Consider the following 14,003-nt stretch of genomic DNA (forward strand, 5'->3'; position numbering starts at 1 on the left):
GTTCGAGAGAGGAAGCACGGCATGACGTCCCCTGTGGTAATCATCGGTACCGGCCTTGCGGGCTACAACCTGGCCCGTGAATTTCGCAAGCTTGATGGCGAAACGCCGCTGTTGTTGATCACCGCCGACGACGGCCGTTCCTACTCCAAGCCCATGCTCTCCACCGGCTTTGCCAAGCACAAGGACGCCGATGGCCTGTGCATGGCCGAACCCGGGACCATGGCCGAGCAACTCAAGGCCGAGATCCGCACCCATACCCGCATCAGTGGCATCGACCCGGGCCACAAACGCCTGTGGATTGGCGAGGAAGCGGTGCAGTACCGCGACCTCGTCCTTGCCTGGGGTGCGCAGACCGTGCAGGTGCCCATCGAGGGCGACGCCGGCGATTTGGTCTTCCCGATCAATGACCTGGAAGACTACGACCGTTTCCGCCGCGCCGCGCAGGGCAAGCAGCGGGTGTTGATCCTCGGCGCCGGCCTGATCGGCTGTGAATTCGCCAACGACCTGACCCTGGGAGGCTACGCCGTCGAGGTGGTCGCGCCCTGCGAGCAGGTGATGCCGACCCTGTTGCACCCGGCCGCCGCCGGTGCCGTGCAGGCGGGCCTGGAGGGCCTTGGCGTGCGCTTTCACCTGGGGCCGGTGCTGACCCGCCTGCAGCGGGTGGGCGAAGGCCTGGAGGCGCATCTGTCCGATGGCCGGGTGATCCCCTGCGACCTGGTGGTCTCGGCCATCGGCCTGCGCCCGCGCACCGACCTGGCCGCTGCCGCCGGCTTGGAAGTCAACCGTGGCGTGGTGGTCGATCGCCAGTTGCGTACCTCCCATGCCAACATCTTCGCCCTGGGAGACTGTGCCGAGGTCAACGGCATCAACCTGTTGTACGTCATGCCGCTGATGACCTGCGCCCGTGCCCTGGCCCAGACCTTGGCCGGCAACCCGACCACGGTCGCCTATGGGCCGATGCCGGTCACCGTGAAGACGCCCGCCTGCCCCCTGGTGGTGTCACCGCCCCCATCCGGCCACGACGGTACCTGGCAGGTGCAAGGGCAGGGCGCCGACCTCAAGGTGCTCTGCCATGACCGCGAAGGCCGGTTGCTGGGTTACGCGCTGACGGGCACGGCGGTCATGGAAAAGCTGGCGCTGAATCGGCAGTTGCCACCCTTGATGGCGTGAATGGCTGGCGTTCTGTCGGATATATCCTGTTCTTGACGCGACAATGGCCGCCCAGGTACTGGCGCGGCTCCGGTGAGCGTGCCATCCTCATTCCCGTCTGCCGCAGTTTAGAGCCTGCGGTGCCTTGAACGCTGCCTATCGGGCAGCACGGCATAACAACAAGAAATCCCGTCCAAGAGGCTTCACTATGCGTAAACCAGAACTCGCCGCCGTTATCGCCGAAAAGGCCGATCTGACCAAGGAAAAGGCCAACCAGGTCCTTAACGCGATTCTCGACAGCATCACCGGTGCGCTCGACAAGGACACCGTCACCCTGGTCGGTTTCGGCACCTTCGAAAAACGCCATCGCGGTGCCCGCACCGGCAAGAACCCGCAAACCGGTCAACCGGTGAAGATCAAGGCCAGCAATACCGTCGCCTTCAAGCCTGGCAAGAACCTGCGCGACAGCGTCAACCAACCCGTCAAGGCTGCCAAGAAGGGCAAGTGATCCACGCCCTACCAGCCAGCGTTATTCGAACGGGCGCCCTTGGGCGCCCGTTGTGCGTGTTGGCATGGCAAAAGCTGGTAAAACAGATTTGCATCGCAGGTTCAATAAAGGGATAAACTGCGCGGCTCAGTCACATTCAAGTCGAGGCGCGTTGATGAAGTTCCGCTTTCTTCTCTGGGCCATGGGTCTGCTGATGGCCAGGGCCAGCCGCAACAATCCGGCCTTCCAGCAGCAATTGCGCGACAAGGACCTGGTATTCCAGATGCAGACCCTGGACGGCAAGGTCGCCCGGCATTTCATCGTCAGCGGCGAGCGCGTCAGCAGCAAGGGCGGCCAGCACCCACAACCTGCCTTTGCCATTGCCTTCAAGGATGCCGCCTATGGCTTCGCCACATTGCAGGCCGCCAACAAGCAACTGGCCTTCATGCAGGGCATCCAGGACAAGAGCATCCAGATCAAGGGCAACCCGGCCCTGGTCATCTGGTTCCAGGGGCTGATGAAGTACCTCAAGCCGAAGAAGAAAAGCTGACGCCGAGGCTTGCTTCTACAAGGAGGCCCCTGCAAACCGCATCACTTGTGATCGACGCGGACCCTGTGGGAGCCGGCTTGCCGGCGATGGGCTGCGCAGCAGCCCCAGTGGCCATCAATGCGGCGCATTGAACTGCGAAGCCAGCTCCCGCAGCAGGGTCTCGGCCGCCAGCACCTTGTCGACCGACTCCTCGGCCTTCTCCCGGCTCAACCCCAGGCGTTCCAGCAAGGCATCCGGGATCGGCGCCTCGGGCCCCGAGCCGATGCCGCGCGTGCGCAACAGGCGTGTCGCCAGGCAGACCAGGTTAGGGAAGGCCGCATATTCGCCGTCATAGGACGGATCGTGCTGGAAGCGCAACGCGGTCGACAGCTCCTCCGGCATGTCCCACAGCTTCATCAGCCAGGCGCCGATCTGTTCGCGGCTGATGCCCAGCAGGTGCTGCTCCACGAAGGTGTGGTTCAGGTGCGGATTGACCTCCAGGTGCCGGCAGATCAGCGAGAAGTGCGGCGGGAAGACATGGGCCAGGAGCAGGTAGCCAAAATTGTGCAGCAGGCCGGCCAGGTAGGTCAGGCCGGCTTCCGGACGCTCCGCCCGGGGCATGGCCCGGGTCAGCCCTTCGATCACCGCGGCGGTGTAGATCGATTGCTGCCAGTACGGCGTGGCCTGCTGCGGATGATCCTTGGGCAGGCTCATGGCCTTGCCCAGGGCCAGGCCCAGGGCGAGGTTGATCACCAGGTCGAAGCCCAGCACGCGCACGATGGCATCCTCCACCGAGCGGATCTTGCCGGGTGAGGCGTAGTAGGGCGACGCTGCCCAGCTGACCACCTGGGCGGCCAGGGCCGGATCGGTCTCCACCACGCCGGTGATGTCATCGATGCTGGCATTGGGGTCGACACGCAGCTTGATGATCTTCTGCGCGGTGTCCGCCAGTGGTGGAATCTCGATCGTCTGCTCCAGGCGTTGCTGGATGCGCCGGGCGGTGAAGGCCTGGACGGCCTGGGTGATTTCCTTGGGGTCGTCGGCTGGGCGATCGAGGTTGGGGCGGATGTCCTTGACCGCTTCGCCGAAGCTGCCCACGCTGGCCTTGTTCAGCATCCGCTTGAACGCGTCGCGTTCGATCTCCAGCAACAAGCCGCTCTCGCCCGACTGGATCAGCAGTTTGTCGGCGTGCAGCAGGCTTTCTTCATAGAGGCAGGGGGAGCTGGTCAGCGCTGGAATGCCGGGCAGGGCCTTGAGGCCATGCTTGTCGAGCATGTGCTTGAGGCGCGCCATGGGCACGGCCACCAGTTTACGGCCGGTCAGCTCGGTCAGGCGATTGAGGTCCAGCAGCTGGCTCTGCGGGAACAATGCCATCAAGGCGCCGACTTCGTCCTCGAGGAGGATCGCCTGAACCCGCGAGGTGGCCGGCAGCGATAGGTGCTCGGGCACTTCGCGGTAGGCCACGCCAAGCTTTTCGAGCAATAGCCGGATGACAGACGGTACGTGTGGGGTTGCGGTGTCCAGAGCAACTTCAGTCATGGTCTGTATCCAAGTTTTTCTTTAAACGCGAAGTATAACCAGCCTATGTAGGAAGCTGGATCCATTCGCAGACGGACGTCACACCTGGCCATACTGCTGGCCGTGCCGCAGCCAGCGTTCGAGCAGCGGGCTGACGTGGTCCGGCCAGCGCGCCAGCAGGGCCTGGGCGGCATCGCGCACTGCCGGCAGCAGGTCGGCGTCGCGCATCAGGTCGGCGACCTTGAACTGCAGCAGGCCGGTCTGCCGGGTCCCGAGCATCTCGCCCGGGCCGCGCAGCTCGAGGTCCTTCTCGGCAATGACGAAACCGTCGTTGGTTTCCCGCATGATGCCCAGCCGTTCGCGGCCGATCTGCGACAACGGCGGATGATAGAGCAGCACGCAATGGCTGACCGCGCTGCCCCGGCCGACCCGGCCGCGCAATTGGTGCAACTGGGCCAGGCCCAGGCGCTCGGGGTTCTCGATGATCATCAGGCTGGCATTGGGCACATCCACGCCGACCTCGATCACCGTGGTGGCCACCAGCAGCTGCAGGTTGCCCTCTTTGAACTCGGCCATGACCGCAGCCTTCTGCGCCGGCTTCATGCGCCCGTGGATCAGGCCCACGCGCAGTTCGCCCAAGGCGCTGCCCAGCTCCTCGAAGGTGCTTTCGGCCGCCTGGCAGGTCAGCTCCTCGGACTCCTCGATCAGGGTGCATACCCAGTAGGCCTGGCGGCCTTCGGCGCAGGCGGCGCGGACCCGCTCGACCACCTCGAAGCGTCGGCTGTCGGCCACCAGGACGGTGTTCACCGGTGTACGGCCCGGTGGCAGCTCGTCGAGGATCGAGGTATCCAGGTCGGCATAGGCGCTCATGGCCAGCGTGCGCGGAATGGGCGTGGCGGTCATGATCAACTGGTGCGGACACAGCTCGCCGGCCACGCCTTTCTGGCGCAGGGCCAGGCGCTGCTGGACACCGAAGCGGTGCTGTTCGTCGATGATCGCCAGGGCCAGGTGGCGGAACTTCACTTCTTCCTGGAACAGCGCATGGGTGCCGACGACCATGGGTACGCCACTGGCGATTTGTTCCAGGGCGCTGGCGCGGGCCTTGCCCTTGAGCTTGCCGGCGAGCCAGGCGACCTCGATACCCAGCGGCTCCAGCCAGCGCTTGAAGGTGATGTAGTGCTGTTCGGCGAGGATCTCGGTCGGCGCCATCAGTGCCACCTGGTAGCCGGCTTCCAGGGCCTGCAGGGCGGCCAGGGCGGCGACCACGGTCTTGCCGGCGCCAACGTCGCCCTGAACCAGGCGCATCATGGGTTCGGGCTGGCTCAGGTCGTAGGCGATCTCGTTGCCGACCCGCTGCTGGGCACCGGTTGGGGTGAAGCCGAGGTTGGCCAGGTACTGCGCCGGCAGCCGGCTGGCCTTCGGCAATACCGGCGCGCGCAGGGTGCGCAGGCTCTCGCGCAGGCGCTGCTGGGAAAGCTGGTGGGTCAGCAGCTCCTCGAAGGCCAGGCGATGCTGGGCCCAGTGATGGCCTTCGGCGAGCTCTTCCAGGTCGGCATCCGCAGGCGGGTTGTGCAGATAGCGGATGGCGTCGTCCAGCGGGGCCAGCCTGTAGTCCCGCGCCAGCTCCTCCGGCAGCCAGTCGGGCAGGCTGCGCGGCCCGAGCATGGCCAGGCTCTGTTGGCAGAGCAGGCGCAGGCGTTGCTGGGTCAGCCCTTCGGTGGTCGGGTAGATGGGCGTCAGGGTCTGCTCCACCGGCGGTGGCGGCTCGCTGCCATTGAGCGCGCGATATTCCGGATGGTAGATCTCCAGGCCCGAGGCGCCGGGGCGTGCCTCGCCGTAGCAGCGCAGGTGGGTGCCGCGCTTGAGGCCCTCTTTCTGCGCATTGCTGAAATGGTAGAAGCGCAGGCTCAGCACGCCGCTGCCGTCCCCGAGGCGCACCACCAGGCTGCGGCGCTTGCCCATGACCACGTCGGCGCCGCTGACCACGCCTTCGATGACGGCATCCTGGCCCGGGCGCAGGGCGCCGATCGGCACCACGCGGGTGCGATCCTGGTAGCGCAGGGGCAGGTGGAACAGCAGATCTTGCAGGTTCTCCAGGCCAACCTTGGCGAGTTTCTCGGCCATGGCCTCGCCGACCCCCTTCAGCACCGTGACCGGGACCTTCGACAACTCCGTCATGGGATCAGGCCGGCTGTTCCACGGGCGGCTTGGCCACCGAGCACAGGCGGATCGAGTCGGCAAGCAGCTCGATGGCCTTCGGCCGCGGGAAGCTGGCACGCCAGGCGATGGCCACGGTGCGGAACGGCGAAGGCGCGGTCAGCGGACGCACTTCGATCACGCCCGGGGCGTAGTGATGGCTGTGTACCGCCGACAGCGGCAGGATCGACACGCCAAGGCCGGAGGCGACCATGTGGCGGATGGTTTCCAGCGAGCTGGACTCCACGGTGGTGTGCTTGGACCCTTCACCGCCCTTGTTGATCGTCGGGCAGGCTTCCAGCACCTGGTCGCGGAAGCAGTGGCCCTCGCCGAGCAGCAGCAGGCTCTTGTCGTTGAGCATGGCCGTGTCGATGGTGTCCTTGGCGGTCCACGGGTGGTCGGCAGGCATCAGGGCGTAGAACGGCTCGTCGTACAGCGGCAGGGTGAGCACGTCGGCCTCGTTGAACGGCAGGGCGATGATCACCGCATCCAGTTCGCCGTTGCGCAGCTTCTCGCGCAGCACGTGGGTGAAGTTCTCTTCGATGTACAGCGGCATCTGCGGTGCCACCCGGTGCAACTGGGGGATCAGGTGCGGGAAGAGGTAGGGGCCGACGGTATAGATGGCGCCGACCTTGAGGGGCGCGGTCAGTTGGTTCTTGCCGGCCTGGGCCAGTTCGCGGATCCCCTGGGCCTGCTCCAGGACCTTCTGCGCCTGGGCGACGATGCTCTCGCCGACCGGGGTCAGGCGCACCGCGCTCTTGCTGCGCTCGAAGATCAGCACGCCAAGCTCGTCCTCGAGCTTCTTCACACCGACCGACAGGGTCGGCTGGCTGACGTGGCAACGCTCGGCGGCATGGCCGAAATGCTGCTCCTGGGCAAGTGTGACGATGTAGCGTAATTCTGTGAGGGTCATAACGTGCGTCCATGAAGTTGCGGCCCCAGCATAGCGGCTGCAATCGATAGACGCACGTTATCAGACTTGCCGTTTTGTGACAGAAACAAAAGTGTCAGCGTCGGTCCAGCGAGTAGACGAACGGCGCTACCACCTCGATCGTGCCATTGTTCAGCAACTCCTGCGGCGGCTTGGGCACAGGCTGCGCCCGACGGATCATCTCCAGGGTCGCCCGGTCCAGCGACGCACTGCCGGAACCTCCGGCCAGGGCGTAGGACAGCACCTTGCCCTCGGCGTCGACCACGAAGCGCAGCCGGTTGATGCCTTGCAGGCCGCGACGGCGAGCGTCTTCCGGATAGCGCTTGTACTTCGCCAGGTGACGCAGCAGGTCGCTCTGCCAGGTCGGCAGGGCATTGCTGTTGGAGGCGATGCTCGGCGCGGGTGCCGCGGACTTCTGCGGTGGCGTGTTGCTCGGCGGCGTATCCGCTACCTCCTCCTTGGCCGGTGGCAGTTCCTTTGGCGGCTCAGGCTTCTTCTCGGGCTTGGGCGGCTGTGGCTTGGCCTTCGGCTTGGGCGGCTTGGGGATGGCGATCTTGGGCTTGGGCGCCTCCACCAGCTTTGGCAGCGGCGGCTCTTCGACCGGCGCCGGTGGCTTGGGGGCGGCTTTCGGTGGTGGCGGCGGCGCAGGTTCGGGGAGCGGTGCCAGCTCGACCATCATGGCGGCCGGCGGCAGCTCGATGGCTTGGGGCACCGACCAGTTCAGCGTCAGCAACACGGCCAGGGCATGCACGCCGAGCACGATCGCCAGGCTGGTACCGTAGCGCGCCAGCAGGTTGGACCGCTTCTTCGTCATTGCTTGGCTGCCGTTTCGAGACCGACCAGACCGACCTTGAGGTAGCCGGCCGCGCGCATGGTGTTCATCACTTCCATCAGGTCGCCGTAGTCGACCCCCTTGTCGGCCTGGAAGAAGATGGTGGTTTCCTTGTCGCCTTTGGTCTTGGCATCGAGTACCGCGCCAAGCTGGTCGTGCTGGGCCACCTCATCGTCGCCGACGTACAGCTTCTTGTCGGTCTTGACGCTGACGAACACCGGTTTCTCCGGCCTAGGGGCCGGCTTGGCGGTCGAGGCCGGCAGGTCGACCTTGATATCGACCGTGGCCAGGGGGGCTGCGACCATGAAGATGATCAGCAGCACCAGCATCACGTCGATGAAGGGCGTGACGTTGATTTCGTGGTTTTCGGCGAGGTCGTCGCCACCTTCGTTGAGATGCAGGCCCATGGCTTACCCCACTTTCACCATGTGCGGGGCGGCGCGCTCGCTGCCCTGATGGTCCAGGTCACGGCTGACCAGCAGCAGGACCTGCGCCGAGGCGTCGGAGACCTGGGCCTTGTAGCCGGTGATGGAGCGGGCGAAGACGTTGTAGATGACCACGGCCGGGATCGCCGCGACCAGGCCCAGCGCGGTGGCCAGCAGGGCCTCGGCGATACCCGGGGCGACGACCGCCAGGTTGGTGGTCTGGGTCTTGGCGATGCCGATGAAGCTGTTCATGATGCCCCACACAGTGCCGAACAGGCCGACGAACGGTGCGGTCGAGCCGATGGTGGCGAGCACGCCGGTGCCGCTGCTCATGTTGCGACCGCTGGCGGCGACCAGGCGCTCCAGGCGGAAGCTGACGCGCTCCTTGATGCCTTCCTTCTCGCGGGTGTTGGCCGACAGGCGCATTTCCTCGAGGGCTTCGTGGACCAGGGTGTGGGCCAGGGTGCCCTCCTTGGTCGAGGCTTCACTGGCTTCCTTGAGGCTGGCGACCTTCTTCAGGACCTCGACCTCGCCACGCAGGCGACGCTTGGCGCCCATCAGCTCGAAGCCTTTGGCGATCCAGATGGTCCAGGTGATGATCGAGGCGATGGTCAGGCCGATCATCACGGCTTTGACGACCACGTCGGCGTTCTTGTACATGCCCCAGGGCGACAGGTCATGGGCCATGCCCAGGGTGGTGTCCTCGACCAGTGCCTCGACGTTCTCGCCGGCTGGCGCCTGGGCGTCCGCAGGGGCCGGGGCAGCGGTGTCAGCGTTGGCGGCAGGCGCAACAGGTGCCTGCGCCTCGCCTGCCGGTGCGACCGAGTCAGCCGGTGCGACCGAGTCAGCCGGGGCGGTGGCGGCCGGTACATTGGCAGCCGGTGCGACAGGCTCTTCGGCCATGGCGACCGGGGCCAGCACCAGGCTGAACATCAGCGCGGCGATGGCGCGCCATGCACGCGGCGTGGTTGGCGAAGCGGAAGGTTGAGTACGAGTCATGCTGGCCGGACCTGATGAAGAAAAAAGAGTGACGTTCTCCACAGCCTCGAGGTGGGCCGAGAACAGATAGGGGCGCCATTATTGCAAGTAATTCTTGTTAGCAGAAGTAATGCCGTTGCTTTTTTTCACCTTTGTATAACCGTTGATCGTGTAATCCCGTTAGCCTGAGCCTTTGGAAGGAGGAGTCTAGCAATGTCAGGTCGTTCTGCATTGATCGTAGGTTGCGGGGATGTGGGCGGGCGCCTGGCGCGCCGGTTGCTCGCTCGTGGCTGGCATGTCGAGGGCCTGAGGCGCTCGGTGGGCGAGTTGCCGCAAGGCGTTCACCCGGTTCCCGCCGACCTGGCCGATGGCCGTATTCCCGATGCCTGGCCGCAGCGCACGCCGGATTACTTGGTGTATTGCGTGGCGGCCAGCCAGCATGACGAGGCGGGGTACCAGGCTGCCTATGTCGAGGGTTTGCGCCATGTGCTCGGGTGGTTGGTGCAGAAGGGGCAGCGGCCGCGCCGGCTGCTGTTCGTCTCCAGCAGCAGCGTCTATGCGCAGAAGGATGGCGAATGGATCGACGAAACCGCCGCCACCGCGCCCCAGGGGTATTCGGGGCGTGTCATGCTCGAGGCGGAGCGGCTGGCGCTGGAAAGTGGCATCCCTGCCAGTGTGGTGCGCTTGACCGGTATCTACGGGCCGGGGCGTGAATGGTTGCTCAGCCAGGTGCGCCAGGGTTATCGCGTGGCCGAGGAGCCGCCGCTGTACGGCAATCGCATTCATGCCGAGGATGCGGCGAGCTTGCTGGATTTCCTGCTGCAGGCCGACGCCGATGGGGTCGCGCTGGAGGATTGCTACATCGGTGTCGATGACGATCCGGCGCCGCTGGCCGAGGTGGTCGCCTGGTTGCGCCAGCACATGGGCGTCACCGAATGGTCCGAGGAGCAGCGGGTACGGCGCACGGGCAGCAAGCGTTGCCGCAATGCCAGGGCCCGGGCGCTGGGGTGGGCGCCGCAGTATCCGAGCTACAGGGAAGGGTATGCGGCGATCCTCGAAGGGCGGGGGTGAGCCAGATGCTGGGGCCGCTTCGGACCCTGTATTGGCTTGCCCACGAATGCGGCGGTACGACCGCCGCAATCCCGGGCCGGGTCAGTCGCGCTCCAGCACCCACTGGCGGGCGCCGGGTACCAGTTGCGGCATTTCGTTCGGCTGGGCGCGGTTGAGCGCCTGGAAGATCTCCAGGGTGTCGTCGTCGCGCTTGAAGATCCACGGCGCACCACGCTGGTTACGCTCCAGCCACAGGCTGTCGTTGTCGCCGCCCATGGCCGCGCAGGCGCCAGCCAGGCACAGCGCATAGCGGTCCGGGCCGGGCAGGCCGGTGACGTTGCCGTTGTCGGTGAAGCGTACCAAGGCGCCTTTGCCCGGGCCTTCGACGATCTTCCAGTCGCCGCCCAGGTACGCCTTGTACAGTGCCTTCTCGAAGCTGCTGCCCAGCGGGGCATTGGCGGGCGCGGCAGGCTTGGCGCGCACGAACGTCTGCCGCTTGCCGGCCTGGTCGGTGGCCTGCAGCTTGCTGCCGTCGAGCTTGAGCTGTCCGTTCTCGTCACCGTTGAAGGTGACCAGCCAGTCCTTGTCGCTGGCGCTCAGGCGCCCGTCGGCCGCCTCGAAGCCGTTGCTGAAGCTGGCCTGCTGGTTGGCGACGTCGATCTTCCATTCGAATACCGGGCCTTGTTCGGACAGGGCCTGGCGCAAACTGCCGCCTTCGGCGGCGGCATCGATGGCCGCCTGGTTGATCCAGGTGCCGTTGTAGTCTTCGGGCTTGTGACTGGCACAGCCGCCCAAGAGCAGGGCTGCCAGTGCAAGGGGCAGGGCATGGCGCATGATGGGAAACCTTGGGGCAGAGGTGACGGGCTGGACGCCCGTCACCAGGGGCGTCACTCGATGACCAGGATGGCGTCCATCTCGACCTGGGAGCCTTTCGGCAGCGCGGCGACGCCGATGGCGGCGCGGGCCGGGTAGGGCTGCTCGAAGTAGCGGCCCATGATCTCGTTGACCTTGGCGAAGTGGCTCAGGTCGGTGAGGAAGATGTTCAGCTTGACGATGTCCTTGAACGAACCGCCAGCGGCCTCGGCCACGGCCTTGAGGTTCTCGAAGACCTGGACGGTCTGGGCTTCGAAGCCTTCGACCAGTTCCATGGTCTTCGGGTCCAGCGGGATCTGGCCGGACATGTACACGGTGTTGCCGGCCTTGATCGCCTGGGAGTAGGTGCCGATGGCGGCGGGGGCCTTGTCGCTGTTGATGACGGTCTTGGTCATGTTGACTCCTTGCTGTTGACGGACTACGTACGCATGCGGGTGATGCGGACCACGCCGGTCAGGGTACGCAGTTTCTTGATCACGCGGGCCAGGTGCACGCGGTCGCGCACGCTGACCACCAACTGGACCACGCTGATACGGCCGTCGCGTTCGTCCATGCTGATTTTCTCGATGTTGCCGTCGGCGGCATTGACGCTGCTGGCCAGCAGGGCGATCAGGCCACGCTGGTGTTCCAGTTCGACGCGCAGCTCGACATTGAACTCGCCGGTGACGTCCTTGGCCCAGGAGAGTTGCAGGCATTTCTCCGGATTGTGGCGGATTTCACTGATGTTGCGGCAGTTCTCCAGGTGCACGACCATGCCCTTGCCCGCCGACAGGTGGCCGACGATCGGGTCGCCGGGGATCGGCGTGCAGCACTTGGCGTAGCTGAGCACCAGGCCCTCGGTGCCACGGATGGCCAGCGGGCCCTCCGGTGCCGGCAGCTGCTCGCCCTCGGCGGACAGCAGGCGACGGGCGACCACGTAGGCCATGCGGTTGCCCAGGCCGATGTCTTCCAGCAGGTCTTCGACCAGCTCCAGGCGGTACTCGGTGAGGATCGCCTGGATACGTTCCTGCGGGATCTTGTCGAGGCTGCTGTCGAAACCGGTCAAGACCTTGTTCAGCAGGCGCTCGCCCAGGCTGATGGACTCGGAGCGGCGTTGCTGCTTGAGCGCATGGCGGATGTGCGTGCGCGCCTTGCCGGTCACCACGAAGTTGAGCCAGGCCGGGTTCGGCCGGGCCCCCGGGGCGCTGACGATCTCCACGGTCGAACCGCTTTGCAGCGGCTCCGACAGCGGCGCCAGGCGGCGGTTGATGCGGCAGGCGATACAGCTGTTGCCGACGTCGGTGTGGACCGCGTAGGCGAAGTCGACGGCGGTGGAGCCCTTGGGCAGCTCCATGATCCGTCCCTTGGGCGTGAAGACGTAGACCTCGTCGGGGAACAGGTCGATCTTCACGCTCTCGATGAATTCCAGGGAGTTGCCGGCGCGTTGCTGCAGCTCCAGGATGCCCTTGACCCACTGGCGGGCGCGGGCATGGTTGCCCTTGGGCTGTTCGTCCTCGTTGGACTTGTACAGCCAGTGCGCGGCGATGCCGTTGTTGGCCATCTCTTCCATCTCGCGGGTGCGGATCTGGATCTCGATGGGCACGCCGTGCATGCCGAACAGCGTGGTGTGCAGCGACTGGTAGCCGTTGGCCTTGGGGATCGCGATGTAGTCCTTGAAGCGCCCGGGCAGCGGCTTGTACAGGTTGTGCACGGCGCCGAGCACGCGGTAGCAGGTATCGACCTTGTCGACGATGATGCGGAAGGCGTACACGTCCATGATCTCGTTGAAGGCGCGGCGTTTGCCACGCATCTTCTTGTAGATGCCATAGAGGTGCTTCTGCCGGCCGCTGACCTCGCCCTCGATACCGTCCGCGGCCAGGCAGTTGGCCAGGGAGTGCTCGATCTTGGCGACGATCTCCTTGCGGTTGCCACGGGCGCTCTTGACCGCCCGGTGGATCAGCGACGAGCGCATCGGGTGCATGGCCTTGAAGCCCAGGTCCTCGAACTCCACGCGCACGTTGTGCATCCCCAGGCGGTTGGCGATGGGGGCGTAGATCTCCAGGGTTTCCTTGGCGATGCGCCGGCGTTTCTCGCCGGACAGTACTTCCAGGGTGCGCATGTTGTGCAGGCGGTCGGCCAGCTTGACCAGGATCACGCGGATGTCGCGGGCCATGGCCATGGCCATCTTCTGGAAGTTCTCCGCCTGGGCCTCGGCCTTGGTCTCGAAGTTCATCTGGGTCAGCTTGCTGACCCCATCGACCAGCTCGGCGACGGTTTCGCCGAACTGCTGGCTGAGGGCTTCCTTGGCGATGCCGGTGTCTTCGATCACGTCGTGCAGCATGGCGGCCATCAGGCTCTGATGGTCCATGTGCATGTCGGCGAGAATGCTGGCTACCGCCAGCGGGTGGGTCACGTAGGGCTCGCCGCTGCGGCGGCGCTGGCCATCGTGTGCCTGCTCGGCATAGAAATAGGCCCGGCGGACCAGGTTGACCTGGTCATGGCCGAGGTAGGTCGACAGCCGTTCGGCGAGGGCTTCTATACCCGGCATGGGTTCACCTCCTGCCGAGGAAGAGGGCCTGGTGCCGCGCGACGTCGACCGGGCATGGATCAGACAGCCTCGTTGTTCTCGTCCTCGAACGCGGCGAAGACCGGATCCTCGGTGACGATCTCTTCGGCGGCGATGAACTCAGGGGTGACGATGCCTTCGGCGATCTCGCGCAGGGCGACTACGGTCGGCTTGTCGTTTTCCCAGGCGACCTTCGGCTCCTTGCCGCCGGTGGCCAGCTGACGGGCGCGCTTGGTCGAGAGCATGACCAGCTCAAAGCGGTTATCCACGTGTTCTAGACAATCTTCAACGGTTACGCGGGCCATGGTCTTCCTCGTAGCGAATGCGGTAAGCGTGCAGCCCAGAATGGGCGGGCGGACTCGATAGTTTAAAAAATCACCAGCCAATAGGGAAGCGCTGTTTTGTCGGGTGCGGGGCCGGCGGCCTTGTGTCCGGCTCTTCGCGGGCACGCCCGGGAGGGGCTGCAAGGTAAAACCTGGACCGATGCCTG

At 65.5% G+C, this 14,003-nt stretch carries 14 protein-coding genes; 4 read left to right on the forward strand and 10 right to left on the reverse strand.

Annotated elements, in window-relative coordinates:
- The first annotated feature begins 21 nt into the window (after positions 1-21).
- The 3 genes from ABFA30_RS04885 to ABFA30_RS04895 all read left to right on the forward strand — a co-directional run bounded on the left by ABFA30_RS04885 (position 22) and on the right by ABFA30_RS04895 (position 2,186).
- Positions 22-1,170 (forward strand): NAD(P)/FAD-dependent oxidoreductase, encoded by a 1,149-nt coding sequence (locus ABFA30_RS04885; RefSeq protein WP_410045194.1) that lies wholly within the window; start codon positions 22-24, stop codon positions 1,168-1,170.
- Positions 1,171-1,357: 187 nt separating this feature from the next.
- Positions 1,358-1,657 (forward strand): HU family DNA-binding protein, encoded by a 300-nt coding sequence (locus ABFA30_RS04890; RefSeq protein WP_225786779.1) that lies wholly within the window; start codon positions 1,358-1,360, stop codon positions 1,655-1,657.
- Between the two features lie 154 nt (positions 1,658-1,811).
- Positions 1,812-2,186 (forward strand): helicase, encoded by a 375-nt coding sequence (locus ABFA30_RS04895; protein ID WP_225786778.1) that lies wholly within the window; start codon positions 1,812-1,814, stop codon positions 2,184-2,186.
- Positions 2,187-2,300: 114 nt separating this feature from the next.
- Here the strand turns inward: ABFA30_RS04895 and ABFA30_RS04900 are convergent, their stop codons facing one another.
- The 6 genes from ABFA30_RS04900 to exbB all read right to left on the reverse strand — a co-directional run bounded on the left by ABFA30_RS04900 (position 2,301) and on the right by exbB (position 9,066).
- Positions 2,301-3,704 carry an aminoacyl-tRNA deacylase and HDOD domain-containing protein gene (locus ABFA30_RS04900; protein ID WP_225786777.1) on the reverse strand — a complete coding sequence of 468 codons (1,404 nt, stop codon included), beginning with the start codon at positions 3,702-3,704 and terminating at the stop codon, positions 2,301-2,303.
- 78 nt (positions 3,705-3,782) lie between these two features.
- Positions 3,783-5,861: an ATP-dependent DNA helicase RecG gene (gene recG, locus ABFA30_RS04905; protein ID WP_368816525.1), complete on the reverse strand. Its 2,079-nt coding sequence runs from the start codon at positions 5,859-5,861 to the stop codon at positions 3,783-3,785.
- Between the two features lie 4 nt (positions 5,862-5,865).
- On the reverse strand, positions 5,866-6,792 hold the full coding sequence (locus tag ABFA30_RS04910) for a hydrogen peroxide-inducible genes activator (protein WP_225786775.1): 927 nt from the start codon (positions 6,790-6,792) through the stop codon (positions 5,866-5,868).
- A gap of 94 nt (positions 6,793-6,886) precedes the next feature.
- Entirely contained in the window at positions 6,887-7,624 is a 738-nt protein-coding gene (locus ABFA30_RS04915; protein WP_225786774.1) for an energy transducer TonB, read from the reverse strand.
- Positions 7,621-8,049, reverse strand: coding sequence for a TonB system transport protein ExbD (gene exbD / locus ABFA30_RS04920; protein WP_225786773.1), 429 nt, complete (start codon positions 8,047-8,049; stop codon positions 7,621-7,623). The genes ABFA30_RS04915 and exbD overlap by 4 nt, the downstream gene beginning before the upstream one ends.
- Positions 8,050-8,052: 3 nt before the next feature.
- Positions 8,053-9,066 (reverse strand): tonB-system energizer ExbB, encoded by a 1,014-nt coding sequence (gene exbB / locus ABFA30_RS04925; protein WP_410045195.1) that lies wholly within the window; start codon positions 9,064-9,066, stop codon positions 8,053-8,055.
- A gap of 192 nt (positions 9,067-9,258) precedes the next feature.
- Here exbB and ABFA30_RS04930 point away from each other — a divergent pair, with 192 nt between their 5' ends.
- The gene (locus tag ABFA30_RS04930; protein WP_410045196.1) at positions 9,259-10,116 is read left to right on the forward strand and encodes an NAD-dependent epimerase/dehydratase family protein; all 858 of its coding nucleotides are present in this window, start codon (positions 9,259-9,261) and stop codon (positions 10,114-10,116) included.
- Positions 10,117-10,197: 81 nt separating this feature from the next.
- On the opposite strand, the gene ABFA30_RS04935 is transcribed toward ABFA30_RS04930, so the two are convergent.
- The 4 genes from ABFA30_RS04935 to rpoZ are packed head-to-tail and all read right to left on the reverse strand — an operon-like array spanning position 10,198 to position 13,818.
- The gene (locus ABFA30_RS04935) at positions 10,198-10,929 is read right to left on the reverse strand and encodes a hypothetical protein (protein ID WP_253090660.1); all 732 of its coding nucleotides are present in this window, start codon (positions 10,927-10,929) and stop codon (positions 10,198-10,200) included.
- 53 nt (positions 10,930-10,982) lie between these two features.
- Complete coding sequence (locus ABFA30_RS04940; protein WP_043209898.1) at positions 10,983-11,363, reverse strand: RidA family protein; 381 nt, start codon at positions 11,361-11,363, stop codon at positions 10,983-10,985.
- Between the two features lie 23 nt (positions 11,364-11,386).
- Entirely contained in the window at positions 11,387-13,495 is a 2,109-nt protein-coding gene (gene spoT, locus ABFA30_RS04945; RefSeq protein WP_225786769.1) for a bifunctional GTP diphosphokinase/guanosine-3',5'-bis pyrophosphate 3'-pyrophosphohydrolase, read from the reverse strand.
- A 59-nt stretch (positions 13,496-13,554) separates the two neighbouring features.
- Positions 13,555-13,818 (reverse strand): DNA-directed RNA polymerase subunit omega, encoded by a 264-nt coding sequence (gene rpoZ / locus ABFA30_RS04950; RefSeq protein ID WP_225786768.1) that lies wholly within the window; start codon positions 13,816-13,818, stop codon positions 13,555-13,557.
- Positions 13,819-14,003 lie beyond the last annotated feature (185 nt).

The organism is Pseudomonas sp. HLMP (genome assembly GCF_046365545.1).
In the GTDB taxonomy this organism is placed as follows: domain Bacteria; phylum Pseudomonadota; class Gammaproteobacteria; order Pseudomonadales; family Pseudomonadaceae; genus Aquipseudomonas; species Aquipseudomonas guariconensis_B.

Excerpts from the sequence above, each read along its gene's own strand:
- ABFA30_RS04885 (WP_410045194.1), top strand. The coding sequence starts at position 22 with ATGACGTCCCCTGTGGTAATCATCGGTACCGGCCTTGCGGGCTACAAC.
- ABFA30_RS04890 (WP_225786779.1), top strand. The coding sequence starts at position 1,358 with ATGCGTAAACCAGAACTCGCCGCCGTTATCGCCGAAAAGGCCGATCTG.
- ABFA30_RS04895 (WP_225786778.1), top strand. The coding sequence starts at position 1,812 with ATGAAGTTCCGCTTTCTTCTCTGGGCCATGGGTCTGCTGATGGCCAGG.
- ABFA30_RS04900 (WP_225786777.1), bottom strand. The coding sequence starts at position 3,704 with ATGACTGAAGTTGCTCTGGACACCGCAACCCCACACGTACCGTCTGTC.
- recG (WP_368816525.1), bottom strand. The coding sequence starts at position 5,861 with ATGACGGAGTTGTCGAAGGTCCCGGTCACGGTGCTGAAGGGGGTCGGC.
- ABFA30_RS04910 (WP_225786775.1), bottom strand. The coding sequence starts at position 6,792 with ATGACCCTCACAGAATTACGCTACATCGTCACACTTGCCCAGGAGCAG.
- ABFA30_RS04915 (WP_225786774.1), bottom strand. The coding sequence starts at position 7,624 with ATGACGAAGAAGCGGTCCAACCTGCTGGCGCGCTACGGTACCAGCCTG.
- exbD (WP_225786773.1), bottom strand. The coding sequence starts at position 8,049 with ATGGGCCTGCATCTCAACGAAGGTGGCGACGACCTCGCCGAAAACCAC.
- exbB (WP_410045195.1), bottom strand. The coding sequence starts at position 9,066 with ATGACTCGTACTCAACCTTCCGCTTCGCCAACCACGCCGCGTGCATGG.
- ABFA30_RS04930 (WP_410045196.1), top strand. The coding sequence starts at position 9,259 with ATGTCAGGTCGTTCTGCATTGATCGTAGGTTGCGGGGATGTGGGCGGG.
- ABFA30_RS04935 (WP_253090660.1), bottom strand. The coding sequence starts at position 10,929 with ATGCGCCATGCCCTGCCCCTTGCACTGGCAGCCCTGCTCTTGGGCGGC.
- ABFA30_RS04940 (WP_043209898.1), bottom strand. The coding sequence starts at position 11,363 with ATGACCAAGACCGTCATCAACAGCGACAAGGCCCCCGCCGCCATCGGC.
- spoT (WP_225786769.1), bottom strand. The coding sequence starts at position 13,495 with ATGCCGGGTATAGAAGCCCTCGCCGAACGGCTGTCGACCTACCTCGGC.
- rpoZ (WP_225786768.1), bottom strand. The coding sequence starts at position 13,818 with ATGGCCCGCGTAACCGTTGAAGATTGTCTAGAACACGTGGATAACCGC.